Annotated in this window: 26 protein-coding genes; 19 read left to right on the forward strand and 7 right to left on the reverse strand. The window is 39.6% G+C overall.

The window, feature by feature from the left end:
- The first annotated feature begins 65 nt into the window (after positions 1 to 65).
- Positions 66 to 899: an RteC domain-containing protein gene (locus tag B5X53_RS04500; protein ID WP_079712041.1), complete on the forward strand. Its 834-nt coding sequence runs from the start codon at positions 66 to 68 to the stop codon at positions 897 to 899.
- Positions 900 to 904: 5 nt separating this feature from the next.
- Here B5X53_RS04500 and B5X53_RS04505 read toward each other — a convergent pair whose 3' ends face one another.
- The 4 genes from B5X53_RS04505 to B5X53_RS04520 are packed head-to-tail and all read right to left on the reverse strand — an operon-like array spanning position 905 to position 7636.
- Positions 905 to 2041: a cytochrome-c peroxidase gene (locus tag B5X53_RS04505; protein ID WP_079712042.1), complete on the reverse strand. Its 1137-nt coding sequence runs from the start codon at positions 2039 to 2041 to the stop codon at positions 905 to 907.
- Between the two features lie 3 nt (positions 2042 to 2044).
- A complete protein-coding gene (locus B5X53_RS04510) occupies positions 2045 to 3625 on the reverse strand; it encodes a DUF6850 family outer membrane beta-barrel protein (protein WP_101023082.1) in 1581 nt (526 codons plus the stop codon).
- 9 nt (positions 3626 to 3634) lie between these two features.
- Positions 3635 to 4972: a DUF4876 domain-containing protein gene (locus B5X53_RS04515; protein ID WP_079712044.1), complete on the reverse strand. Its 1338-nt coding sequence runs from the start codon at positions 4970 to 4972 to the stop codon at positions 3635 to 3637.
- Between the two features lie 15 nt (positions 4973 to 4987).
- A complete protein-coding gene (locus tag B5X53_RS04520; protein ID WP_079712045.1) occupies positions 4988 to 7636 on the reverse strand; it encodes a TonB-dependent receptor in 2649 nt (882 codons plus the stop codon).
- Between the two features lie 252 nt (positions 7637 to 7888).
- Here B5X53_RS04520 and B5X53_RS04525 point away from each other — a divergent pair, with 252 nt between their 5' ends.
- From B5X53_RS04525 to B5X53_RS04605, 18 genes are all read left to right on the forward strand, one after another.
- A complete protein-coding gene (locus B5X53_RS04525; protein WP_079712046.1) occupies positions 7889 to 8419 on the forward strand; it encodes an RNA polymerase sigma factor in 531 nt (176 codons plus the stop codon).
- Positions 8416 to 9198 carry a HEAT repeat domain-containing protein gene (locus B5X53_RS04530; protein WP_079712082.1) on the forward strand — a complete coding sequence of 261 codons (783 nt, stop codon included), beginning with the start codon at positions 8416 to 8418 and terminating at the stop codon, positions 9196 to 9198. Before B5X53_RS04525 ends, B5X53_RS04530 begins: the two co-directional genes overlap by 4 nt.
- Before the next feature lie 19 nt (positions 9199 to 9217).
- A complete protein-coding gene (locus B5X53_RS04535; RefSeq protein ID WP_157822113.1) occupies positions 9218 to 10030 on the forward strand; it encodes a DUF4097 family beta strand repeat-containing protein in 813 nt (270 codons plus the stop codon).
- A gap of 30 nt (positions 10031 to 10060) precedes the next feature.
- Positions 10061 to 10756: a DUF4097 family beta strand repeat-containing protein gene (locus B5X53_RS04540; RefSeq protein WP_079712048.1), complete on the forward strand. Its 696-nt coding sequence runs from the start codon at positions 10061 to 10063 to the stop codon at positions 10754 to 10756.
- A 205-nt stretch (positions 10757 to 10961) separates the two neighbouring features.
- Positions 10962 to 11117 (forward strand): AraC family ligand binding domain-containing protein, encoded by a 156-nt coding sequence (locus B5X53_RS19595; protein WP_143533238.1) that lies wholly within the window; start codon positions 10962 to 10964, stop codon positions 11115 to 11117.
- A 13-nt stretch (positions 11118 to 11130) separates the two neighbouring features.
- A complete protein-coding gene (locus B5X53_RS18865; protein WP_101023083.1) occupies positions 11131 to 11331 on the forward strand; it encodes a hypothetical protein in 201 nt (66 codons plus the stop codon).
- A gap of 453 nt (positions 11332 to 11784) precedes the next feature.
- Entirely contained in the window at positions 11785 to 12057 is a 273-nt protein-coding gene (locus tag B5X53_RS04545; RefSeq protein ID WP_079712083.1) for a helix-turn-helix domain-containing protein, read from the forward strand.
- An 11-nt stretch (positions 12058 to 12068) separates the two neighbouring features.
- Positions 12069 to 12779, forward strand: a complete 711-nt coding sequence (locus tag B5X53_RS04550; protein ID WP_079712049.1) for a hypothetical protein — start codon at positions 12069 to 12071, stop codon at positions 12777 to 12779.
- The gene (locus B5X53_RS04555; protein WP_079712050.1) at positions 12763 to 13416 is read left to right on the forward strand and encodes a P-loop NTPase family protein; all 654 of its coding nucleotides are present in this window, start codon (positions 12763 to 12765) and stop codon (positions 13414 to 13416) included. The genes B5X53_RS04550 and B5X53_RS04555 overlap by 17 nt, the downstream gene beginning before the upstream one ends.
- 3 nt (positions 13417 to 13419) lie before the next feature.
- On the forward strand, positions 13420 to 14547 hold the full coding sequence (locus B5X53_RS04560; protein ID WP_079712051.1) for an endonuclease/exonuclease/phosphatase family protein: 1128 nt from the start codon (positions 13420 to 13422) through the stop codon (positions 14545 to 14547).
- Between the two features lie 127 nt (positions 14548 to 14674).
- Positions 14675 to 14962, forward strand: coding sequence for a hypothetical protein (locus B5X53_RS04565; protein WP_079712052.1), 288 nt, complete (start codon positions 14675 to 14677; stop codon positions 14960 to 14962).
- A gap of 270 nt (positions 14963 to 15232) precedes the next feature.
- Positions 15233 to 17644: a TraG family conjugative transposon ATPase gene (locus tag B5X53_RS04575; protein WP_079712054.1), complete on the forward strand. Its 2412-nt coding sequence runs from the start codon at positions 15233 to 15235 to the stop codon at positions 17642 to 17644.
- The gene (locus tag B5X53_RS04580; protein WP_079712055.1) at positions 17641 to 18225 is read left to right on the forward strand and encodes a conjugal transfer protein; all 585 of its coding nucleotides are present in this window, start codon (positions 17641 to 17643) and stop codon (positions 18223 to 18225) included. The genes B5X53_RS04575 and B5X53_RS04580 overlap by 4 nt, the downstream gene beginning before the upstream one ends.
- Before the next feature lie 5 nt (positions 18226 to 18230).
- On the forward strand, positions 18231 to 19055 hold the full coding sequence (locus B5X53_RS04585; RefSeq protein WP_079712056.1) for a hypothetical protein: 825 nt from the start codon (positions 18231 to 18233) through the stop codon (positions 19053 to 19055).
- 11 nt (positions 19056 to 19066) lie between these two features.
- Positions 19067 to 19681 carry a conjugal transfer protein TraK gene (locus tag B5X53_RS04590; RefSeq protein ID WP_079712057.1) on the forward strand — a complete coding sequence of 205 codons (615 nt, stop codon included), beginning with the start codon at positions 19067 to 19069 and terminating at the stop codon, positions 19679 to 19681.
- Positions 19671 to 20588 (forward strand): conjugative transposon protein TraM, encoded by a 918-nt coding sequence (traM, locus tag B5X53_RS04595; protein WP_079712058.1) that lies wholly within the window; start codon positions 19671 to 19673, stop codon positions 20586 to 20588. Before B5X53_RS04590 ends, traM begins: the two co-directional genes overlap by 11 nt.
- Positions 20585 to 21379: a DUF4138 domain-containing protein gene (locus B5X53_RS04600; protein ID WP_079712059.1), complete on the forward strand. Its 795-nt coding sequence runs from the start codon at positions 20585 to 20587 to the stop codon at positions 21377 to 21379. The genes traM and B5X53_RS04600 overlap by 4 nt, the downstream gene beginning before the upstream one ends.
- 26 nt (positions 21380 to 21405) lie before the next feature.
- Entirely contained in the window at positions 21406 to 21807 is a 402-nt protein-coding gene (locus B5X53_RS04605) for a hypothetical protein (RefSeq protein WP_079712060.1), read from the forward strand.
- Between the two features lie 108 nt (positions 21808 to 21915).
- Here the strand turns inward: B5X53_RS04605 and B5X53_RS04610 are convergent, their stop codons facing one another.
- From B5X53_RS04610 to B5X53_RS04620, 3 genes are read right to left on the reverse strand one after another with little or no spacing between them, the layout of a single operon-like run.
- A complete protein-coding gene (locus B5X53_RS04610; protein WP_079712061.1) occupies positions 21916 to 23490 on the reverse strand; it encodes a type IV secretory system conjugative DNA transfer family protein in 1575 nt (524 codons plus the stop codon).
- 12 nt (positions 23491 to 23502) lie between these two features.
- Positions 23503 to 24513, reverse strand: coding sequence for a MobB family relaxase (gene mobB, locus B5X53_RS04615; RefSeq protein WP_079712062.1), 1011 nt, complete (start codon positions 24511 to 24513; stop codon positions 23503 to 23505).
- On the reverse strand, positions 24497 to 25036 hold the full coding sequence (locus tag B5X53_RS04620) for a BfmA/BtgA family mobilization protein (protein ID WP_079712063.1): 540 nt from the start codon (positions 25034 to 25036) through the stop codon (positions 24497 to 24499). The genes mobB and B5X53_RS04620 overlap by 17 nt, the downstream gene beginning before the upstream one ends.
- Between the last annotated feature and the right edge of the window lie 571 nt (positions 25037 to 25607).

Genomic DNA, 25607 nt, shown 5'->3' on the forward strand with positions numbered 1-25607 from the left:
TTTAAAAATACATATTGAAAATAGCACAACAACGGCATTATTTGTTATCCTTAAATACGAAACTGATGTTCGAGAAGGCAATGTCAATTTTTACGGATGAGGTAGAACGGATCATCAATTCGCAGGAGGATACTCTTAAAAAAGCGGAATTGGGAATCCGCCTCTCCAATCGTACCCTCTCTGAACTACAGCGAATGGTGGAAAAGGAAGATTTTGAGGATCCTGCGGAAGAGATCAATTTTTTTAGAAATATCAAACCCATACCGATGAGTTACCTGATTTATTTTACCGAAGTCAGGACTTGTGAGTTGAGCATTCCCAAGCTAGGTACACAACCAAAGATCTGGTTTTTGGAAAAGGAGGCTAAAAAAATCAATAAGTTTTTCTCTAAGAATAAAGACTTTGCAAATTATATGGAGCAATCGCGCAGATATATGGATCCGGAATTTTTTACGCGTAATAAACTGGATAATTTTCCTTTTGCGCCGACCATAAATTATTACCAGTACCCCGAATTCTCGACCTCGCACGATATGCTTTGGGCTATGATCCAGGCAATGTATAAGTTTATACATTACGTAAGAGAGAAACTGCATACGCTGCAACCCGGAAATAAGGCACTTTTTCTGGAGCGTAAGCCAAAGTTGCTTAAATGGACCGGTTCCAAAACAGCACTGGTCGAACTGCTCTATGCGTTGCATGCAGACGGGGCTTTGAACCACGGCAATTTGGAGATCAGTACTATTATTTCGGCTTTTGAAGATTTTTTCAATACGAAACTGGATCAGGGTTATAAGACGTATTACGAGATAAAGGCCCGAAAAGGAGATAAGGCCAAGTATCTTAATCAGCTTATCCTAAGTCTTTTAAACAAGATGCGGAGGGATGATGAATTATAATATTATTAGTTGGGTAGATTGGGCGGGTTTACCCTTCTATTCCTTGATTCTAATGTTTTGATAAAGGCTACAAGTGCAGCCTTTTCTTCATTAGTTAAGTTCAATTTTTCCAGTATCGGGGAAGTCGTTGGAAAAAGAGTATCATTTACCTCGTGAGGCTTTCTTTTAGGACGTGGCATCCCGGCATTGTACATATTGACGACCCCTTCTAAATGAGGAAACAGGCCGTTATGCATATACGGCTCAGTTCGAGAAACTTCCCGCAAGGTAGCTGTTCTGAATTTTCCGACATCTTCAGGCTTTCCTGTTACTTCGAACAAACCCAGGTCTTCGTATTTTCGTCCATAATAGGTTAGGCCTGTATTATGAAATTTATTATCACTAAAGTAGCCTGTATTATGACAATTTATGCACCGGGCTTTGGTTCTAAATAGATGTAGACCTAAGACCTCCCGGTCTGAATAAATATCAGCTTCGCCATCAATAAACCTGTCAAACTTAGTGCTTTCGCTAACAATAGTTCGTTCATAGGTGGCAATAGCCTTTCGTATATTTTTTTCGCTAATTTGTTCGTTTCCAAATGCAGATTCAAATAATGCTTTATATCCCTTTATGGCGGAGATCCGTTCCGTAGCCAGGTTCACGTGGAAATTCATTTCAAGGGTATCATTAATCGGGAATCCCACCTGGTCTTCAAGTGATTCAGCTCTTCCGTCCCAAAATAAGCTATCAACGTATCCCACATTGAGTAGGGTCATAGAGTTTCTTCGTCCTTGCTGCCTGTTATGGCCATAACTTACTCGACGTCCATCTCCCCAGCCAATTTCAGAATCGTGGCAACTGGCACAGGCTATTTGTCCTGAGGAAGATAACCTGGGGTCGAAGAAAAGCGTTTTTCCAAGTTCTTTTTTTTCCTTGTTGTAAGAGTTGTCCTTAGGAAAATTCGGAGGGGGGAGGTGACCAATGTCTTCGAAATTATTTTTTACTTCCTCATCGATGTCGGGTGCGGGCCACATGGATGGATCTCCACTACTATAGCGTTTCCTTAATTCATCAATATCATATTCCTGGTAAACTTTAAATCCTGAGAAAGCCAGGATTATGAATAGACAGCAATGAAAGAGTTTATAGTTGTTTTTCATGATTTAGTAATTCAAAATAAGAGAAAGACTGGTATACAAACGCTGGTTATTGGCATGGTAATTATCGCTTTCCAGGGAGGATAAATAGCCAATTTTCAGGTTCAGGATACTTTGGAGGTTTTGTCTACTGATAAAATCCAAATAAGCACCTGCCTCCAGGTTTATTCGCGTGGAGGAAACCAACTGAAGATCCGGCATGATAACCTGGTTGTAATAATCACGAAGGCTAAAACCCATATAATCATATTCATCAATATTTTCCAAATACTGGCTGTTTCCGTTTTCCAGGTTCTCTTCAATATTAAAAATAATACTTGTTCTGAGCTGCGGCCTAAGCTTGATTTTTTTGGTTTCAAAGACTACTTTCTGCCCATAAAAGTGTATTTCACCATTTTTAAAATCCGATCGGGTTACTGCCAGGGCATCCTGCTGTGAGCTTTCCCAGTACTGAAATTTTAACCCATATTCATTTTTTGTAGAGCCTTGAGCATCTTGTTGAATGTGGGAATAAGAGAGCATATGTTCATCCAAAGAATTGGAATAGGTTTTTCCTCCTTTAGCGGTCAAGAAATTTTCTCCCAGGTTCCTGTGATAAGTATATTCGGCTTTGATTAGCTTTCCTTTACCTTTATACTTCAACCCCATAATATCCAGTTGAAAAGCTTCCGGCTCAAAAGTGGCGAAATAACTGTTTTCATTGTCAACCCTATCATCCACATCCTCTTTAAACGTGATATTTTCCCCTCTTTTTAAATTCGCCGTTACCAGTAATTGGTGACTGCTATTTTGGAAAGTGTAGCCCAGAGAAAAATTTTGCGCTTTGTTTTTCCTCTTAATATCCTCCTCAAATACATTCATAAGCGAGCCGTACCCGGCTATCCATTTTATATAAATATCATAATTTACAGCCTCGTTCTGATTGTTATTGGAGAAATTAATATTGTTGATTATGGCTGCCTGTTCAAAAGCATAGCCCATATTGAACCTATGATTTTTAGTTATATTGTAAGACAGGTTTGCTCCTAAGGTTAACTTGTTATAGGTTATTTTTGGTCTTGGATCGAGGTTTACCCGGTATTTATTAAAGAGGTTATAGTTTGTTTCCAGGGCTAAGTTCCAACCTTGGTTTACCGGTATTACAACTCCACCGTTCAATTCGTAATGTTGGTTGCTCCAGTTCCCGGGTTTTGAGACCCCAAAGTAATGCGGATCGGGCATCATGCCTTTTTTCGGCATCATATAGGATAAATTCCAGGCCAAATCCCGGTAATAGGTTTTTTTAACCAGGAGGTCACCAAAAAAAGTAATTCCCATACCAGTTCTATAAATACCTTGGGTTTTTAATCCAAAGTCTTGTACACCTTGTGGTTCCCCGCCTTGTTTAAGGGCACCTTCTTCAAAGTGATAATATAAAGTAGAAGCGGTATAGTCTTTTAGTGGTACGCATGCCATATTCACCGGGTTCTTGCTATAATTCTTTAGCACTTCAGTAAAGAATTGATTAGAAACAGGACTATTCAGACTGTCCTGTGCCGTGCCCCTGAATGATAAACATAGTAATACTAAAAGACCAAACCGTTTCATAACAATAATTTAATTGGTTTTTACCTGGGGACGATCCAGGAATTCAAAATCATTACTGGAATTATTGGTGTCCTGGTAGTAGATGCGACCATCAATTTCCCCCGCAACTTTACGGATAACAGATTGTGAGGAAAAGGCTCCGTTTGGAGTGGTGGTTTCGCCTGCATCAATTTGGCTGGTTAAACGTTTGGGCTTCTGTTTTGCCGGGTTGTTATACTGAAGTTCCACCCCATCCAGGATTACCTCGTTTGGGATTTGTAGATATAAACTGGTCTCTTCATCTATTTCATTTTGATCGGGAGCAGGATACTCACCCCAGGAGGAAATGTTTTCATCATCAGAATAGAAGATCGCAAGAGCTTCCCTACCGTGGGTGTCCAGAATAAAATCACGTCCACCAGAGCTTTTAAATATTACTTCAACATTGGTTACATTGGGATTATCTATATCATAATCTAAAAAATTACCGCCGGTACTCTCCATATACGGCCTGAAATAAGCTTCAAAACGTACCTGGCTTAAATCCACAGTTCTTTCCGGTTCTGCCACTTCATAAGTTTGGGTTTCTCCATCTTCATCTTCAATCACCAGGGGTTGTTTATGATTAATGGCGGTGGCCGCTATAATAGCACTTTCCCCCGGAGCAAGTGGATACTCTTCGCCACTTCCAGGTACCTTCAATACTTCATCGGCGTAGATATAATCGCTATTTGGATTTTCCTTATCCTGGCCAAGGGATTGACTCCAGTCATACTGCCCCGAAGCCTGATGATAAGACTCATTAGTAGAAGGTGTGCTTCCATTACCATAGACCTGAGCTAAATAAAGGCCGTCCAAATATTGAATTTCATTGGAATTATTATGGATTTCTACAAACTGGTCCCGGAAGACAGCACCCAAACGAACATCAGAACCATTATAATAAATTTGCTTGATCAGCAGGTTTCCAATGGTACCGGTCACAATTTCAAGCGAGGTACTGCTGCCATTTTCAGAGATGGATATATTCTCGGCGGAACCATTAAAGCTGACCTCGGTTTCTACTTCCTGGCCTGAAAAATCAAAATATTCCTCGGCAGTCATGGTTTTACTGATATTTATTTGGTAAGAGCCCGGGACAACTTCTACTACGGCCCGACCCTCGGCATTGGTAGTAGCTTCATAGCTTCTGCCGTCTTCTATATTCTCAAGACTGATTACCGCACCAGCAGCATTCTCGTTTTCATAGTTTTCGTCGTAGGCAACGTGGATTTCATGGGTGACCGGAGCGATAAAATCGCCGTCGTCATCTTTGCTACAGCCTATTATAAGGGTGGCAATTAGCGCTAAAAAGGATAGTTTTCTCATAAATAGTAGTGTTTATTAAAATTCATATTTAAGGTTCGCGCCAAAACTAATGGCTTCATTTTTCCGCCGGATAGCATCATTGACTTCTATCGTAGGCCTGTAATTCAAGAAATTATTAGCATATAAGGATATACTGATATTGTTCCGCATTTCTTTGGTCAGTCTGAAATGGAAATTATTATAGAATGGGGTTATACGATCTTCTGTACTATCGGGGTCAAGAAAGAGCGAAGCATATTCAGGATTGGTTCTTTCCGAAGACGGAATGCTATATTGATTAGCACTTGCATCAATATATCCAATGGGATAGATATCAGCAAAGCTTGCATAAACCGCAGACCTTATAAAGTGTTCTGCCGTGAAAGACATGAGCAGCCCAATGGCCGAAATATGATGGGTTATGGTTCCACGTAAGCGCCACATATCCTGTTTGTTGGATGTCCTGTTATAGATTCCATAGAGATATTCTTCATTTAAGGGATCAGGATTTTTCCGGATTGTAGGAAGAATAGAGGCTGAATTGCTATAAGTATAGGTTCCATTGACATTAAAGCTCGTATTGATAGCTTCGATTTTTTTAAAGTTTATAAAAAATTCTATCCCCTTATCTATTACAGTTGATGCATTGGTAGGTAAGGAATAATTCAGGATCATTGTTGCAGGTCCTACTATTTCGTAGGTGGGGGGAGTTTCACTATTTGGAAAACTAAATTCAAGTTGAGGAAGGTATACCGATTGAATGATATTGTCGCTGGTAAATCCATCAAAACTCTCGTTATAAAATGCTGAAAAAGAAATTTGTGCAAAAGCCGCATTAAAATTACCACCAAGCTCATATTTCCAGCTTTTAGAAGGTTCCAATTCATTTTTTTCAATAGGAACTTTATGGGTGTAAATCAGGTTATACGAGTAATTAGAAGTCCTGTAGTCAGCCAGTACCCGGTCAAAATATTTATCTCCGGGAAACGTTTGGGCTAGGGAAGGGGCTTTAGAGGCAAAACCAAATCCACCTCGTACACTTAATCTATTGGTTAATTCATAAGCTAAATTGACCCTGGGACTGTAACTGGAAAAACCATTTTGAGAATCATACCGGAACCCAAGATTGGCAAAGACTTTTCTATTGTTGGAAAAAGTATGGGTGATGTTATCCTGCAGGTGAGCACCAAAACGAAATTGTCCTAATACGGAACGCTTAAAGTTTACTTGTCTAATACCTTCTTCCAGACCGGAAGATCCTCCTGAAAATGACACCTGGGTATGGGCGTGCTCCGGATCATATTCCTTACCACGTCCCTTGTTATCACTATAAGAAAAGTCGAATCCAAACGTCAGACTATGAGAAGTGTTCCCAGCGTTGAAAGCTTTATCCCCTGAAATATTCGCTGATATATTTAATGGCTGGCCAAAGGTTTCCCTTTTCATGAGGTAGGCGACCGGGGTGTAAGTTCCTTTAGAAATTCCGGTCTCTAAATTTAAGGGAACGATACGCCCTCCATCATTTCTGAATTCCTGTCGGTAGGAATGCTGGTAGGCATAAGAAAACCCGGTGTTTAGGTTGATGTTATCAATAAGCGATACCGCAGGCTTCCAGTTTAACCGGTTGTTAAACCTTATCCCACGATCTTTACGAAAAGCGGAGTCTCTACCCCCATCATCATTGTCTTTATCAAACTTTTCATCATCCAGGTTGTTATGGGCGGTAAGGCTGAAAGAATTTCTTAAAGTTTTATTTTTATTGGTTAAAGACCAAATTAACAAAGCTGTTACTCGGTTATAGGATTCCAGGCTGTTCCTGGGATCAGCGTTAGCATTTAGGTAATCAAGGGATACACTAAGGTTGCCCAGTTGCTTACCAAGGCCGTAGCCTTTTTGCAAACTCAGGGAGGTATTTCCCTGCCTTATATTTGCATTGATATGGTAGGGGGAGATTCCTGCCTTTCTTTTTATATCAATCACCCCGGATGTCAGATTTCCATATTTTGCATCAGGAATGCCACTAATTACTTCCACTTCCTCAATATTTGAGGCCGGTATGGTCCTGAGGTCTATTCCGGTATTCGTGTTGTCATAAGCGGTAAGATCAAAACCCGGACTATAACTCTGCATATTTTCATCATTGGAAAGCTGCATACCGTCCAGCATATAGGAGACTCCAAAAGCATTATTATCATTTGGATTTGCTGTCCTTAGTGATATACTGTTTGGGCGATTTAAGGAGGGAGGAGTTACTTCCTGACCTGGTAATTGTTTTAAAATATCTGCCAGGCTATAGGCCTGTACCTGGTTTATTGCATATTCTCCAAGTGTTACAGTTGACCCAATCTTACTTTTTTTTGGAACCGCCGTTACCATTACTTTATCCAGACGCAAGTCATCATCTTTTAAATAAATCTGCAAGTTATCGCTGTTCTCAATATTTTTTGATTCAATAATAAAATCCTGTTTGCCCAATAATTGGAATTCTAAGATGAAGTTTGAAGCTTTTAAATCCAGACTGAATGCTCCAATTTCATTGGAAACAGTCCACTCATTACCAGATTTATTAATAATTAGAACCTGTTCGAGGGGTTTTTTAGTATCGAAGTCCAAAACCCGTCCAGATACCTGACCCATAGCGGAAAATCCAGATAGAAAAGAAATAAAATAGATAAGAAGCTTCATTTTACTGGCTTGGTGAGCAAATATAAATTCTTATTTATAATAAATCCAAATAAATATAATTATTTATTTAAAATCATTCTAAATGGAAACAATGGATGAGATCAAGGAGTTGTTAAAACAACATTCCAATAAAACTTTAAAGAGTAATTTCAATCCATTGGCCTGTTAAAATCTAATGAGAAAATTTATTTATTGCTTTTTATGAAACCTTTTTAAAATTTGCAGGTCTTCATAATAAACACCATCAACAACTTGGAAAAACTAACCGACGAAGAATTGATGAGCAAGGTTTCAGACGATAACCTGGATTGCATGCGGTTTCTTTATGAGCGATATTACCAGTGGATCTACAATTTTTTTATGCAGATGATCCGGGATAAAGATGCCAGTGAAGATTTGATGCAGACTACATTTTACAAGGCTATTAAATACCGGAAATCTTATAAAGGTGGAAAGTTTGACTCCTGGATTTTCAGGATCGCCCGGAACCTAAGTGCTGATTATTTTAGAGAGCAAAAACAAACTTATAGTAATGAAAGATTCGAGAATATTACGGAAGTCATAGCGGAAACCGAAGCTGGTGGCGATGTACAAAAACTGAATTTGGTAATGCTAAAATTATCACCCGAAGAGCGTGAAATATTAGTGCTTAGCCGTTTTCAGGAAATGCGTTACCTGCAAATTGCAAAACTGTTGGGAAGTACTGAAAACGCGGTAAAGGTTAAAGCCCACCGCGCTTTAAAAAAATTAAAGAAATTATTTTTTGAATCTGTTGAGATATGAAATGTAAAGAAATAGAAGTCAGGATATTTTATTATTTGGAAGGGCAACTTTCAAAGAAAGAATCCGGTGAATTTGAAAAGCATTTAGAACAATGTAACGGCTGTAGAAAGGAACTTAAAGAAAACAAAAAACTACTGGCGACAATGGATACGGTCGAACCGGAAAATCCAGGAACAGGACATAAGCAATCCTTTGAAAAAATGCTGGAGCGGGAAAAACAAGGTTTGGTAAAGAGTGATTCCTCGAAAGTACAACCACTTTTCTGGAAAACCGCCTTTCAAATCGCCGCGTCTATTTTGCTGGTGCTTTGTGGATATCTGTATGGAGAACATCGAGGTACACAAGATGCTCAACTGCAAATTGCTCAACTTACGCAGCAATCGCAGGAATTAAAAACGGATATGACTTTGGCTATGATGGATAACCGCTCTGCCAGCAAGCGAATTCAAGCCGTCAATTATTCTGAAGAAATACATATGCCTGAAAATAAAGTATTGGAAGCCATTATTGGGCGGTTGCACAATGATGATAACGTAAACGTAAGACTGGCGGCTGCCGCTTCGTTATCTCGGTTTCAGGAAAACCGACTGGTAAAAGATGCTTTTATAAAGGCCCTTGAGACAGAGGGAAATCCAGACGTACAGATAGCGGTCATTCAGTTTCTTGCTTATGTTAAGGAAGAGCGTTCTGTTACTCCTATGAAAAAACTTTTAAATAAACCTGATGTGCCGGACTATGTAAAGCTCCAGGTAAATGAAGGGCTTGCACAAATTTTATAATCAATCAAAATCAAAAACAATGAAACGAACAAGTATTTTATGCCTGGCTTTTATGCTCATAGGTGTACTGGCCAGTGCCCAAGAGGAATTTAAAAAATCGTTGAGTGGTATTTCAAGAATTGAAATTGAAACAGGTACTTCAGTTTCTCTAAAAAAAGGAACAACCAATCAGCTCATTATTAAGGAAGGTTGTAGCAATTGCGGAAATGAAGATGAACCTGTAACAGGTTGGGAAGCAAGCAATGAAATAACGGACGAAAAAGCAAAAGGTTTAACGCCCATCTATGCCGGTGGAGAAGACAATACTGGAACGGGAATGTACCTGGAACAGGATGGTGAGGTTTTACGTTTAACTGATTTGAAATCTTTTTATAAGCGCATGGGTCTTACCATCACCATTCCAGCTTCGGTTTCTTTAAAAATTAATTGCGGCAATTTGGGCAATGCCAGTGTTGAGGGGTTAACTAATGAGCTTGAGATAAATACGAATGTGGGATATATCAAATTAAATAATGTAACCGGTCCGGTAACCGCTCACAGTGCTACGGGAAATATCGATGCTATTTTTACCAGTGTAAACCAGACTGCGCCAATCTCTATCAGCTCCTCTACCGGAATGATCGACGTTAGTCTTCCTACAAACACGAAAGCCTCAGTAGCGCTTAGCTCTACGATGGGATCGGTATACTCAAACTTTGACCTTGTTGGGCCCAGGGAGGACGGGCTCAAGGCCATTGGCGGAAATAAATCCATTTCGGGAAATATTAATAGTGGAGGGGTCAAAATCGCCTTAAAAGCCTCTATCGGCAATATTTACCTAAGAAAAAAATAACAATCATTCATCAATCAAAACACGACAATTATGAAAAATCTAATCTTATTTAATTTTATAGTACTATTTGTTTCAGCTAGTTATGGTCAACGAAATGTAGAAGAGAACTTCAAAATTTCCGGAGATCAGCAAATCAGCTTTAATTTCAAATTTGCAGGCGACATCAAATTCATTCAATGGGATAAACAGGAAGTTAAAATAAATGCTCGTGTTCTTGTGGACAATGGGGAGGGAAACGATGCCTATAGTTTAAAGTCTGAAGCGTCTTCAGGGGAAATCAGTATTTATTCTGATTTTGGAGATTACTTCGAACAAAAGAATAATACCGTTATTAATAACTGCAATAGGAAAACCGAAATCAGTTATGTGGTATATGTTCCCACGAATTGTAAGCTGAAGGTGAAAAGCATTACAGGCAATGTACTTTCGGATAGTTTTTCTGGAAAATTGGAAACCGATTTAATAGCCGGCAATGTCGAGTTAAAAAAATACGATGGGGAACTAATGCTCAAAACAATTAGCGGTAACTTGGATGTCACTTTGGATAAGGCAGAAATTGATGCCAAAACCCTTACCGGTACGATCTATTCCGATCTTGATATCACTTCCTTACATAACAACAATGAAAAATCGGTGGCCAGTAGGGTAAAAGGTACCGTGAATAATGGCGGCAAAAGAACGAAACTTGAAACTATTTCGGGAAATATTTATATGCGTAAGGGATAAATCTTAGAGAATCAATAAAGCCTTCTGTATTATTGTAATATGGAAGGTTTTAATTTTTGAGAATTTGAACCCTTGCATAAAATGGTTAAAAATATGATATACTTGATCATTTCAATTTAAAATTTCTTTAGTTTAGTCCAGACTTCAGAAGACCGTTACGAAGCGCAAGGTAGAATTCTCATAAAATGAATAGATTATTTTAATCATGTTTGATGACTTAGAATATATTTCCATAAAAAATCAAACCACTTCCTTTCCCAGGCACTTTCACGAAACGTTTTGTATTTCTTTAATTTTTAGTGGAGCAGGAGAATTCCATCACTATTGGAGAAGAAGCGATGGGAGGCTAATATGGACATAACGGACATTCCCCTTTGGGATATATTTTACCTAAATCACGTTTAGGGATTTTCTTTTCCGTGGTTAATTTAGAGCAGGATGTGATTAAGATGGAGAATCAAATTTATGATCGGGGCATCATTCCCGATCTGACTATTCCGCAGTCTTACGAAAATTTTCTAAAACAGGAAGACACACAAATGAAGGAAACCCTTAAATTGATTCGAGCCGAATAATCTATCAGCTTCCATAACTGTTTCCCATATACCTCAATATTTGAGGTTAATTATTCCCCTGTTTAGTTCACCAAACTAGTCAGGGGATTTTTGTAGGTAATTTAAATTCTGAATTGTGGTATTTATGTCTTTCTGCATCAAAAATGTCACCGTCACCAAAGCTTAATTTTTATCGTAATTACGATAGACCTTACGAAGACTTAAATTTAGTCTTTCCAATGTGGTAGCTTTCTGTAAAGTCATTTTATAAGTTGTTCTATTCATTCAAAATAGCTGAAATGACCACAAATGATTCCCTTCTCCCAGAATGTTAAATTTTCTCGTAACTACGTCTGTCATTGTGAAATAAAATCTGAAGATCCTTTCAAATTTGTGATTACGAAAGTCAAACCAGTAGCCCCCATCTTTAAAAAAATAGTAAAGGGTGGGGGTTTTACACAAAACGTAATTACTATGGAAATAAGTATTATCACTACCGAGGACCTGTCCCTATTTAAAAAAGATTTGTTGAACGAGATCAGGGAATTAATGCAGCAACAAGACAGTTCGCCCGTTAAGAAGTACCTCAAATCCAGCGAGGTCATTAAATTATTAAAAATCAGTCCTGGTACGCTTCATAACCTCCGTGAGAATGGAACCCTACCCTATAGTAAGTTAGGCGGGCTTATTTTTTATGAAGCTGACAAAATCGCAAGGGTACTGGAGGAAGGAAAAGTGAGTAACTAGTTTTGGAAGCTATGAACTATATCCGGCTTCTTACCGAAGTTACCGAGAAATTCAAGAATGACGATCGGCTCAACGCAACCCATATCAGTATTTATTATGCACTTTTTCAGTATTGGAATTTGTTCCGGTTCAGAAAACAGTTTTTCGTACAACGAGAGGAAATTATGCAGGCCTCCAAGGTTGGTTCTTTAACGACTTACCATCGTTGTATCCGGGAACTCAGCAAATGGAATTACATCACGTACCTCCCTTCAAAAAATCCCTTAAAGGGCAGCCAGGTTATGATGTCCATTTTTTGGAGTAGTAGTAAACAAGTAATGGATGAGCTGAAGACCAGTGATAATCGACCGGTAAATAAGTTTAAACCCTGTAATGAACAAGTCGAGGATAAGTCCGGTACAAGTCCTGGACAAGCCCTGGTATATGAAACAAACAATAGTAAACCTACTAAAGAAACTAAATATACCAGAGATAGGCCTAAAGGCGCAGATGAAGTAGTTAGTTTTTTTAAAGAACAAAGATGGTCTGTTCAGGAAGCCCTGAAATTTTACCATCATTACGAGGCTAATGGATGGAAGGTAGGCGGAAATAACCCGGTCCAGAATTGGAAATCCCTTGCCAACAGTTGGGTGCTCAAAGCTGAGGAGTTTAAAAAAAGCACGCGTAAAGAAACTGATCATCTAAAAACCACAAAAAATAAAGATTATGGTCAACCCTTGTGAGATTATTGAAGGCGGTGTAAGCTATCATATCGGAAAAATTAAAGGCAAAAAGGCCTGTTATGATTTTCAGAAAATGTTGGAATATTTGGAGATCAAAGGGAAGCTTTTATTCATGGAATTTAAAATTTATCCCGAAGATGAAGCGTTGCTTTTTAAACTCTGTAATTATATCATTGCCGATACGGAACAATGTGAGAAGTTTAAAATTGATCCCAGAAAAGGTCTGCTTCTCAGCGGTCCGGTGGGATGCGGCAAGACCAGTGTACTAAAATTGCTTCGCCACTTGGTCCCGCACCAAAAAGCTTACCAGGTGATCCCCAGCCGCAATATCGTTTTTTCTTTCAATCATTTGGGATATAAGACCATTGAAGACTATGGAAATGCCGGATACCTGTGTATGGATGATCTGGGGGTGGAACCTATGGGAAGGTATTATGGGCGGGATTGTAATGTGGTAGGGGAAATTTTGCTCTCCAGGTATGAACTTTTCCTAAACCATAAGGTCAGGACCCACGCCAGTACCAACCTCAATGCCGAGGAATTGGAGGAGCGCTATGGCAACAGGGTACGTAGCCGGATGCGCAAATTATTTAACCTGGTCGCTTTTGATAAGAATTCGGCCGATAAACGCAAATAAATTATGAGAATAGCAAGTTATAATATCCAGAACCTGTTTTTCAGGGATGAGGCACTTTTTGGAACCGGGCACAGTAAAAATTTTATGGACTGGCTGGATGAGTTTGAGGCCATATTAAGGAAAGGCTTAAGGCTAAATGAGGATTATCGAAGGCTTAGGGAATTATCCTTTTTAATGGGGCTTAGTAAAGAACATCCGCAAAAATACCTGGTGTTACGAAATCATGGGGGCGTTTTACACGGAAAGATAGTTGCCTCGCCCCGAACTTTGGAAAAAGATTTCAAGGCCGGTCATAGCTGGATCAAAATGACCAGCCAGATGATTCCACGAGAATCGGTCATCCATAAAGCAAGGGTGATCAGCGAGATTAACCCTGATGTTCTTCTTTTGCAAGAGGTAGAGGATCGCGCCAGCCTGATCAGCTTTAGAGATAAGTACCTGGCTGATTTTAATTACCGGGATTGCTACTATTTTGAAGGAAATTCCAACCAGGGTTTAGGTTTTGGAATATTTTTAAGGAAAGGCTACAGTCTTTCTGTATGCCGTAGTTATTGCAACAAAGAAGATTCAGAAGGAAAGCCGCTTTTTGATACAGGCTTACAAATATTATGGCTTCGGGATCCAAAAAACCAGCTTTTTAGGATACTTCAAACCAATCTCTCCGGGCTAGGGAAAGGGGAGAAAGTTGATCAAAAAAGAAGGGATCAATTAGGTTTTATCAGTAAGGTCTGGGAAGAGCAACTGGATATGTTTCACGATCTATTAATCTTTTGCGGGAGTTTAGGCCGGCCATCTTATTGTGAATCCCTCTCTAAACTTATGTCAAAAAAGGAAATCCGCAATATCCTAAAAAGCGGATGTTTCAAGGCAGACCGGGATTATGGAAAAGCCGCCTCCTATTTCAGCCTGGGTGCGTATCAAAAGGGGATCAATCTCCGGGAAACACAATACCTTTTATATAATAACACTCCTTCGGCTGAGCTTTTAAGCTGCGGTCTTAACCGCAGGGGAATCTGGTCAGGGAGAACGCATAACTGGTATTGTTATCCGGGGATAAATAGCGAAGTGTCCCAGGCTGGTATGCATCCTTTGTTGTGGGCAGATTTTTTGTTAACGCCCGGTAACAAATGAATAATTTTACAACACGCTGACTTTTAATTATATAAAAATTAGAAAATTTAAGGTTAAAGTGTTGTTTATCAAATCATTGTAATGGAGTTAAGTTTTAGTTCTCCGTTGAACTTAAAACCTATACTTTATGAAAAACGCTTTCTACCCCAGCCTTTTTTTGTCCCTTTTCAGTCTCCCAATGTTTGCACAGATCGGTGGGATTGAGCAATCAGTAGCCGATATTTCGGATACCATCAGGGCGGTATTCCCCATCATCCTGGGGGTTATTTTTCTGGTAGGTTTTCTATTTAATGCCGGGCATTTTTTTGGAGAAAATGCAGACCTTAAAAAAGGAATCACCAGGGTGCTTGTTTTTGTACTTATCGCGGGAGCGGTAGTTGGAATTTTCACTTACCTCATTGGCATAGTAGTCTAATGAAAAGCTACTCGGTGTACCGGAATATCCGCAAGAATGCAGTGATCTTTGGGTTGGCTGTTAGCAGTTTTGCGATCCAGATGGGTTCTGTGATCGCATCACTGCTACTGATCATTTTCGCTTTTAAGCTCCTTTTACTGTTAGGACTTTTGGTGTGGAATTTCGGGTTGTATATCACCTTACTTCGGATAAACAGTTTTCCATTTACACGCGTTAGCGCAAGGCTACCTTCACTTATTTCGAATAAACAAACAGGATTAAGCAGGTATTATGAATATTAATTTACAGGATTATTACCCGATAATTGACCAGCAGGAACACTTGATCTTTCTGGCCAACGGAAATATTGCTTTGGGTTACGAGCTGGAGCTTCCCGAGATCTTTTCCCTTTCAGAAAAAGCTTATGAAAAATTGCACAGCACTTGGTTTCAGGCGCTAAAAACGCTTCCGGTAGGCAGTGTTGTCCATAAGCAGGATATCTATCTAAAAAAGGAATTCGAATCAAAGGGAATAGCGGGGAATACCTTTCTCTCAAAAGCAACCAAAAAGCATTTTCAGGGCAGAGCATTATTAGAGCATCAAAGCTATATATTTTTTACCTGGCCATTTCAAAAATCTTTTTCGCGTCCCCGGATGGCCAATCCATTTGTAAAGGTTCCAAAAAAGCTACCTGGTGAAATGAATACTGAAACCCGGCAATTTATGGCAGCTGTAAGCGATTCTGTTGGCTATTTGAATAATACCGCTAACATAAGCCTAAAGCCCATTTCAAAAGAAAAGGCCATTAGCATTACTAACCAGTATTTCAATGGCTTTTGTGCAGGCAGTGACACCGATATAAGATTAAAAAACGGAGAGCTTCGCATAGGTAACCAAAGGCTTGGGATACTAGCCATAAACCATGAATCCTGTTTTGGCCAGGGCGTACAAACCAGCAAACCACATTCCCGCTTTACTTCAGATGAGATCAGTTTTCATAAAGGATTTTTGGATGACTTTGGTTTGGAGCTAAATGAAGATCATATTGTCAACCAGGTGTTGTTTTTGGATGAGCGTTCCCGTTGGATCGCCATCTTAAATAATAAACGCGAAGAGCTTTTAAAGAGTGTAAATTTTGGTACTCAAAATAAGATCTTTCTATCACAGATCGATGAAACCCTCGAGACTATTGGTAAAGACGAGCAGTCTCGAATCGTAAGGGGACAGGTAAACATTTTATTTTCCGGTAAAGATCAAAAAGAACTAAGTCAGATAAGTTCCAGGATCAAAAGTGGTTTTAAGGAATTGGATATAAAACCTTATGAACCTGCCGGGTCTTTATTATACCAGTATTTTTTAAATAGTTATTTCGGACATAGTCCGGCATTTTCCAATGAGGATCTCTACGTGACCGATCTAAGGCATGCTTTATGTTTATGGATCAATAATACCGGGTATCGCAGCGATAAGAAAGGGATTCTCTTTAATGAGCGGTTATTTAATACCCCGGTAATTAAGGACGTCTGGGATAGTGATAAAAAGCGTATTAAAGCCAGGAATTTTGCCATTTTCGCACCTACAGGAGAGGGAAAATCTTTTCTGGCCAATAATATTTTACGTCAGTTTTTTGAAGGAGGTACGCGTTTGGTTATCATCGACCTTGGTGGATCCTATTCGAAATTCGCAAAACTCTACCCGAAGGATCATATCATCCTGCGTTATGAGCATGGAAAGAACTTAGGAATAAATCCTTTTTATATAGCAAAACCAGATGACCTGAGCCCGGAGCGGATTGAAGACCTGTGTGGTTTTTTGATGGAGCTCTATGCTTCGGGACTCAAGGTCGCCAAAGAAGGCCAGGTGGCTATAAAAAAGATTCTTCGCTTTTATTATGAGCAGGAGTCCGGTCCTTATTCGTTAGAAGGATTTTACCGGTTTGTGTCTACAAACCAGGAAACTTTTGAGTCCAGCCTTGGCATTGGTAAAGATTACTTTGATGCTGTTCAGTTCCTACACATTATGTCAGAATATGTCGGCAGTGGGATGTATGGTTTCCTATTTGAGTCCAGGGAAGACCAGGCCTATAAATTGGAGGACAAACGTCTGATCATCTTTGAACTTGATGAGGTAAGGAACAGCAGGGAAATTCTTTCGGTGATGCTTAAACTGATCAAATCGGCGGTACAGCGTACGATTTGGAAAAACCCTGGAGAACGAGGCATTATTCTTTTCGACGAGTTTGCCAAGCAACTTAAGTTCGACAATGTTTTGGAAAGTGTGGAATTCTATTACCAGGCTATTCGCAAGCAGGAGGGGGCTATAGGAATTGTCTTACAGTCGATAAATCAACTTCCGGAAAATGCTACGGCAGCCAGTATTCTTGAAAATACCCAGGTTATTTATAGCCTTCATAATGAAAAAGGGTATAAGGATCTTGTTCGCAGGCTTAACCTTAGTGTCCACGATTTGAACCAGCTCCATTCCATCCGTAACGATTTAAAAGGCAAGCGCAAGTATACCGAGATCTTTATCAAGATTGGGAGAGAGTCCAATATTTTCCGGTTGGAGGTGCCCCCGGAAGTATACGCTGCCTACCTCACCGATGGAAGAGAGAATCAGGCTATTATGGAAATTTATGAAAGGACAAAAAATATGGAAGTAGCCATATTAGAATTTTTAACCACTAAAACAGAAAAATCATGAACAGAAAGAAATTTAAAATTTTGATTATAGCCCTGGGCTTTACCTTTTTTTCATCAGGCCACATTGTGGCCCAGGGGATGCCGGTCTATGATAACACCAATTTTTTGGCCCTTGGCCAATCTCTTATCGAATCGGCTAAACAGACCTCGGAACTTTTAAAAACTGCCCGGTTTTTAAAAGAACAAAAGGAGCGTATAGAAAAGGTAAATGCCTTAATAAAACAGCTCAGAACGGTCCGGGAGATCGTGGAAAATAACCAAAGCTTATACGAAACGGTTAGGAGTGACTTGAGAGCCATTATTTCCTCACCATATATCAGCCCGGAGGAAGTGGCCCGTATTAGCGAGTCTTTTAACAGCCTTATGGAAAATGCCCTGGAGGACCTGGATTTTATGCAGCAATTACTCACTAGTGATATGCTGAATATGGACGATGCACAACGTTTGGAAGTACTGGAGAGCCAGCGGATGCGATCCCGTGAGGTTATCCGGGAGATCGGTTTAAAAAAACAACGTTACGAGATCCTGATTGAGTTCAGGCGTATCAAGGAGGAAATTAACCGGCGACAAGCCCAATATTAAGAATCATGGATCTGGGTCTGGAATATGTAGATGCGGTATTTACTACCATCAAAGAAGCTGAGTTCTCTCAGTATACCATTACGGGAATGAAGGCACTTGCGGTATTCCTTTTTCTGGTTAATATTATAAAGAAATACCACGAAGGAGCTGTGGCCAGGGACGGATATACCTGGGGACTAAGTCCTTCGGAGCTTATCAAAAATTTTATGGTGGTACTGTTGGTTATTTTTTCCGACCAGATCCTGGCTGTTTTTGATGGTATTCTGGTAGGTATCGAATCTGATTTTAGGGACACAGCACCAGCTCTTATCCCGTTACAATTGCAAGATATAGAGATAGACCGGGATGTCGGTTTACTTGAGGCCGGGACCAAAGCTTTAAGCTTGCTTTTTGAATACCTGGTGACCCCGTTTTATGCCTTAAAAATGATCGCTTTTATTTTAGGCTTATTTCTCTGGATTATGGACCTGTTTATTTATCCATTATTTCTGGCGGAACGTTTTTTTATCCTGGGCCTGATGCAGGTATTTTTTCCCCTGGTGATCAGTTTATCCGTTTTCGAGAAATTTCGGGAGATGGGCTATCGCTTTTTCAAGCTTTATGCGGCGGTGTATATGATCGTGCCCGCTTTCTTTTTGGTCAATATATTTATCAATCAACTCTACCAGGCGATCAATACTGAATTCTGGCCTGGTCTAATAGGCAATAATGGGGAAGATAGCATCCTGTCCCCGGTCATCCAGTTGGGCTCGGTAGCCTTTATCTTATTATTAAAATTCAAGCTCTACCATAGAGCCATTAGTTTCACGTTTCGAATATTTTCCACTTAAATCCTCTTCTTATGAAAACACCTTATACCCATATTTACAAAGTTCTGCGGCTCAACCGGTTTATAGTACTTAGTGTATTGCTTATGGCTTTTTGCAGTAGTATGATCTCCCTGTATCAGGTTCGTCAGGTACAGCAGGATTTTTTGAATAAAGCCTTTGCCATTAGTCCTGATGGAGGGGTACTTCCTTTGGAACTGGTGAGTCAAAAAGACCAGATAGAGGTGGAGGTCAAATCTCATTTAGATCAATTCCACCGGTATTTCTATGGTCTCAATACCAGTAATTATAAAGAAAACATCGCAAAAGCCCTGTGGCTTGGCAACAGTTCTGTAGACCAGGTGTATCGTCAGAAAAAGGCGGATGGGGTTTACAATCGTTTATTGCAGTATTCCCTTGTACAAAGAGTGACTAAGATAGAATCTACAGTGAAGCTGGCGGAAGTGCCTTATTCATTTGAGGCGACGACCTGGTTTGAAATCAACCGGGGGAGTTCTACGGAAAAATATAAGTTGGTTACCAGTGGAGAGCTTCTAAGGGTAGACCGTAGTTTTCCGAATAATCCGCACGGGCTGCTGATCACTAATTTTTTTGAGAACCAATTAATAAAACAACCTGATGAACATTGATAGAAAAAAAGCAGTATTTGTAGGGGTAGTGGTATTACTAACCTGCTTTATTGTGGCTTACGGCTTTTGGGGGATGGAGACTAATGAGAAGCTAGGAGACGAGAAAATCAGCAACCCAGGGATACCTGAATTAAGTGGGGAGTCTGAGGAGTACCAAAGTCGTCTGGAAGCTGTGGAGGGACTTCGCGAGGAGCGTGACCGGGTTCCGCCAAGTTTATATCCTGATAAGAACTTAGAGAGTTCTGGTGAATATGATCCTTATCTGGAGGAAGAGGAAAAAAACAGGTTAATGGATAGTATTTTAAAAAGTGGTCCGGAGCCTGACGAGTATTATTTTGAACCTGAAGCCACCCCAGTAAAGGAAAAAGATACAACAGGTATTAGCCTTGTCAATAAATCAACTAATCCACCTGATCATATTCCCGGACAGGGGCATCTGGAATTCTTTTTTGTTTCAAAAGCCCAGGAAAGCCAGCCCCTTGAGAAAAGTCTTGAGAGTTTTCGGGTTAGTGTAAACGGAGACCAGGTCATACGAAAGGACGAGCGTTTAGAACTTAGAATCATTGACCCAATAAAGATAGGAAAAGACAGCCTTGCTTCTAATAGCCTTATTTATGCCAGGGCTGGATTTAGAGCCAATCGTTTATTACTTGAAATTACAGGAAATTTCATTCCGGGAGGGAAATTGGTTGCCTATGATCTCACTGATGGCCTGGAAGGAATTTATATAGAAAACTCCTTTAGGAGTCAAGTAACCACTGAGGTACTGGATGATGTTATCCAGGATATCAATATTTCGGGGGTTCCCCAGGTACGGGGATTGAAAAGTATTTTTCAGCGGGATAACCGCAATGTAAAAGTCAAAGTTTTGCATCAACATCAATTAATTTTAAAACCGGCATTATGAAAAATCCAGTACTATTATATTTATTGTCAATGCTACCCGGGCTACTCATTGCCCAATCGAAAATGATATACTGTAATGATTTTCAAAATACAGTAGTCTTAAGTCCTGAACCTATTATTCAGGCCGTTACGGGTTCAGATCATTTTGTTTTCACCTATGACAAAACAAAGCCCGATATTTTGGGTTTGTTACAGGGGAGCCCCGGGCACCAGAGTAATTTGATTTTAAGAACATCGGGCGGGGATATTTATACCTATACCTTAGAATACCGTGATAGTCTAAGTGATTATTCCTTTCAAATAAAGAGAGCAGACAGGATCAGATTAAACGATTCCATTGTTATGGAATCTAAACCGTTTTCTAAAAAAAGAATAGAAGTCAAAGACAGAAAGGAAACATATTATCAGAAACTATCAGCTTATTTCGCTTCGAAGGCTAAAAAGCGCTTAGCCGTAAAACGAAAAGAAGGGATGCGCATAGAGGTATTAGCAGTGCATCATCATCGGGATGAAGTATTTATTACTTACCGAATAAAAAACCGGTCCAGGATTAGTTTCGAGATTGGGGATTTAGCCCTTTTTAGGGTACAAGGCAAAAAAGCAAGAAGGAGTTCCTTTCAGAAAATTCGGTTAGAACCAGTTTACAGGGAAAAAGTTCCTAAAGCGGTAGCGGTCGGAGAGGAGCGGAAGTTTAGCGTTGTTTATTCAAAATTCAGTTTAGGAGAACATCAGGAGCTTCATTTGGAATTAAATGAAGCGCGCGGATCAAGGTTTTTTAAGTTATTTTTCTAACTTGGAATAATTAATAAACGCTTATTGTGAAAAGAAATAGACTTGTGGTTCCTATTCTTTGGGTAATAGCCCTCGCATTATTAGGAGCGCTACTTAGCAACTTTTTTCATCAGGAAGAACCGATTGATTTACGGAAACAAAGTCTCCATGGAAAAATAGATAAATCTTCCTTTCATAGAGGGTTTATTAAAGTGAATGATAACATTTGGATTTCCCAAAATACTCCTGAAGTTTCGATAGTAGACGGCCAAAAAACCGGCCGTCTGATCGATGAGATTTATCCCCCTTACCGGTTAAAAAAGCAGGCAGGTGATTCCATCATTCTCCTGGAAAAAGATGAGGATAGCCTTTACTTTAGGGTATTAGGTGAGGATAGTATTAATGATCCGACTTTTTCACAACTATACAGGCGTTGGTTTAAACATTAGAAAAGGATAATCGAATAACTTATTAAAGCAAACCTAACGAGTATACAACTCGTTGATTAGATTCTGTAGAATTAGTTTAATAGTAAATTACAAACTAATTTTCTACGGCTATTTTTTTGTAGCTTTCAAAAGCTCTTCCACCTCGGTATAAATACTCGCAAATCGCGCATCCAATTCATCTTTGGAAAAATGTTTAAATTTTCCGGGTAGTGCCTTTTGAATTTTCGGATATTTAAACCGGACTTTTTTCTCCTTTCCATCCGCATATGCGACAAATTCCCCGGGTTTAAGTCTAAAGAAAAGGTCTGCCCTTAATTTAGATACCTCTCGTTTGGTTCTGGTCACCCTGGTATCAAAATTGAGGCCTTCCCCTTTACTGATACTAACCGTATCGCGTTTTACCAGTTCAAAAAATTTCTCATAATAGGCAGCGGTTACCGGGTCGTTGACTTTACCGAAGAACTGGTAGGAAAGGTTCGCCAGGATTGCTTTACTTGCTTTCTCACCATAGAGCAAGTCATTTTGCACTTTATCCTGGAGGATATACAGGGTAGCAATATCATAACTTCTCAGGGTAGCCGGTATTCGGTGCATATGCAGGAGACGGATGGTTGGAGCTTCCTCCATTAAGATGAAGGCACTTTTTCGATCTCTTACACTCATCTGTTTGATGACGGTATGCAGTATCATTGCGATTACCGGGGAATAAGCCGATTCGTTTTTCGGGTTATTCACAATAGTTACCACAGCCGGATTTTTCGGGTTATTTAGATCCAGGGAGATGTCGTGACCGGAGAGGCAAAAGAATATTTTTCGGGTGGTAATCTTTTTAAAAGCATTGGCAAGGGTACTTTTAACCGCAGCCGTTTGCCGTTCCGAATCAATTCCACTAATAAAAGCATCAGCCATTGCCCTGGAAGTGATATCCGAACTTAAAAATTCAATGAGTTGATCACTATTCATTCTTTGATAAAGTGCTATAAGATGGGGTAGAGTACAAAGTTTGGGGTGATGGGTTTTAAGGTTCCAGATCATTCCACATAGAATTCCTTCTACAGCATCATTAAAGAAGCGGGTAGTACCACTGGCATATTGCTCTTTTTGTTCGAGCAGGTTTTCCATGAGTACCCGGGCAATTTCATTAACACTCTCCTCATCGGGAAGGTATTGAGGTGCGATGGGGTTTACTTTGTGGTATACAGGATCAAAGGAGATAATCTTGAATGGGAGATCGGAATTTTTGAAAAGGGGGTAGGCTAGTTCGGTGAGTTCAAAATTCTTGTAGTCGTGAATAATTCCACAGAAATTATTCCGGGACAGGTGTTTTAAAAAATTATAGACCACACTTTCGGTCTTTCCACTTCCGGCGGCGCCAGTTATCGAAACTCCACGTTTAAGATTTTGGATAGAGAAGCTACCTGAGTCCAGCGCAAATTTTACACGGTATTTTGAAGCAATGGTGTTATTGGACTCGAAACCATAAATAAGCAGGAGGATAAATATCAGGGGAAGGCTGGCGCACATGATAATGATATAGCCTGCCTTGGAATATACCATAAACAGTGCATAATTAGAAACGACTAAAATACCAAAGCACTGAAAAAAGCTTAACTGCTTGAGGCGGTCTAAAAGTGCGAAACCACCGGCGATTATAGTATAAGAAATAAAGAAATAGAGTATCATATGTGTATAGATTTAATAACCAATAGAACTGGATTTTAAACCGAGTTCTATAGCTTTTTGAAACTGCTTTACGGCAAACCGGATCCTTGCATCCGGAATTTTAGAAACACCGGTATTAAGTATTCCCATCGCCGCTTTCCGCTCGTTAGTTGGCAGCTTGAGGATCATGGAATAGTACTTTTGCGGGGATTGCAGGTATGTTTTTCGGGCCTTGTATTGTTCCACAAAATTCCGCTTATAATTAAATTTTTGATCGAAAGTTTTTTCTGCCTTTTCAAAGAAGCGATCCCTGTCAAAACCCCGCTTTACGATCTTTCCGTGTAGGGACACTTCGGAAGCTTTATACTTACTTCCCGGGGAAAGGCTAACAGTATTGGATTGATCTTTTCGGCTCACAATAAGATGGAGGTGGGTTTGATTCCCCTGTTTAGGCGTTCCTTCATCAATGAGTTTCCCTTCAATTTTATGAGGAGCATCCCTTTGTAAGCGCAATATTTCTTTTCTAATATTATGAGGGTGGCCGGGAATTTCACCGCGTTGCACTTTTCGCAGCTTATTCTTTAATTGCGCTATTTTATTGTTATAAGGCGCATTTTCTCGGACTTCTTTATCCCGCTCTTTGAAAGTTCGGGAGAACTCTATTTTCCCATAATATTTTATATCGGAGACCTGAACGGGTCTGCCATTAATTTCCCGGTTAAAGGAAGCAGCATAATCCTTCATCACTTCCCTGGTATATGCTTTAAGTTTTTCCGGGTCATTTTTGATGTGTTGCAATTCCTTTTGGGAGGGATTAATGGTCAGGGAATAGTATCGGGGTTCGGTAGTCTTCAGCTTTGCAGTATTCCCATCGATTTCTTTGATGACCTGGTCGCGTGTAATTTTCTCCTGGGTTTGATTAAAAAAATATTCCTGGGCTTCCGGAAGGCGATCTGTATTTTCCTTTTCCAGGTAGTCTACAAAATCGGCTACGCTACTGGAGAAGGCAGGGCCTATTTTCTGTGGGCTAATCGTGATATACATGATATTTATATTTAAGGGATTTTAGCTCATCATATTCCATATTGACTTTCAGGTAAGGATTTCCGAAAGTAGGTTTTACCAGTTCTATATTTTTAAGGACTGCTTCAAGGTCTTTTTTTTCAGGTGGGGCTTCAGGTAATTGTTGTATGATAGGTTTTTGGGCCAGGGTATTTTGCAGTGCCTGTTCAAAAGAGGGAGGGAGTTTCTTTTTAGTTTTTTCAGGTAAGCTCTCAAAGAGGGCGGCAAGCATGGCTTGGGTAGGTTTGGTTTGGGTACTTTCAATAGCCCGTACTATGGCGATAGAAGAATTGATTCTTTTTTCCAGATGATGTTCCAGGGATTTCATATTTGGGCCCAGATGTTGGGTAGGAGAGAGCCTGTTCGTTTCAAAAAAGTCCAGCATCAGATCCAGGCTGGCCGATTGTCTAAGTCCTAAATCCTTAGTGAATTTTCGAAAGCGTTTGGCCACTGAAGCTTTAATGCTCAGGTTTTTAAAAGTTTCTTTTTTGGTTTGTTTTTTCATTTTCCGTGAAAAAATTGTGAGTATTACTGGCCTTAGAAAATTTTTCCGTGAAAAAAAATCTATCCAGGTTCAAACTCCAATAAAATTTAACTTCAATTGATATCAAATAATGGCAATCCATCCGGAAAATAAGGACATAACATCGCGGCGCGTGTTATCCTCTTGCTGTCCTTTTTCGTCACGCGTTGCGGGACGATTTTTTCTGTTGAAATGCAGCAATAATTGAATAATTAGAAAAGTCCGAAAATTGGACTTTAAGTTTTTATACTTTGAAATAGGATCAGCGAAAGTCAGAAATAGGATCCTACGGTTAATCTGAAAAGCTAAAATTTAGCTTTATAAATATAACAAAAATATGTAATGTAAAACACTGTAAATTAATAATTTAAGGATGTTATTTCTTTTGTAATCAATTAGTATCGAGTGGCGTCAATTAGCACATAGTATTTTATTTTGTTTGATCTAAAGCGCTGTAATAGATATCAAATAAAATTGTAAGGCTAAAGATATGATTTGAAAAATGACCTCACGGTATGTTAAAATTTACCTTTTAGGAGTCCGAGGTAAGGTT

The organism is Salegentibacter salinarum, from assembly GCF_900168115.1.
GTDB lineage: Bacteria > Bacteroidota > Bacteroidia > Flavobacteriales > Flavobacteriaceae > Salegentibacter > Salegentibacter salinarum.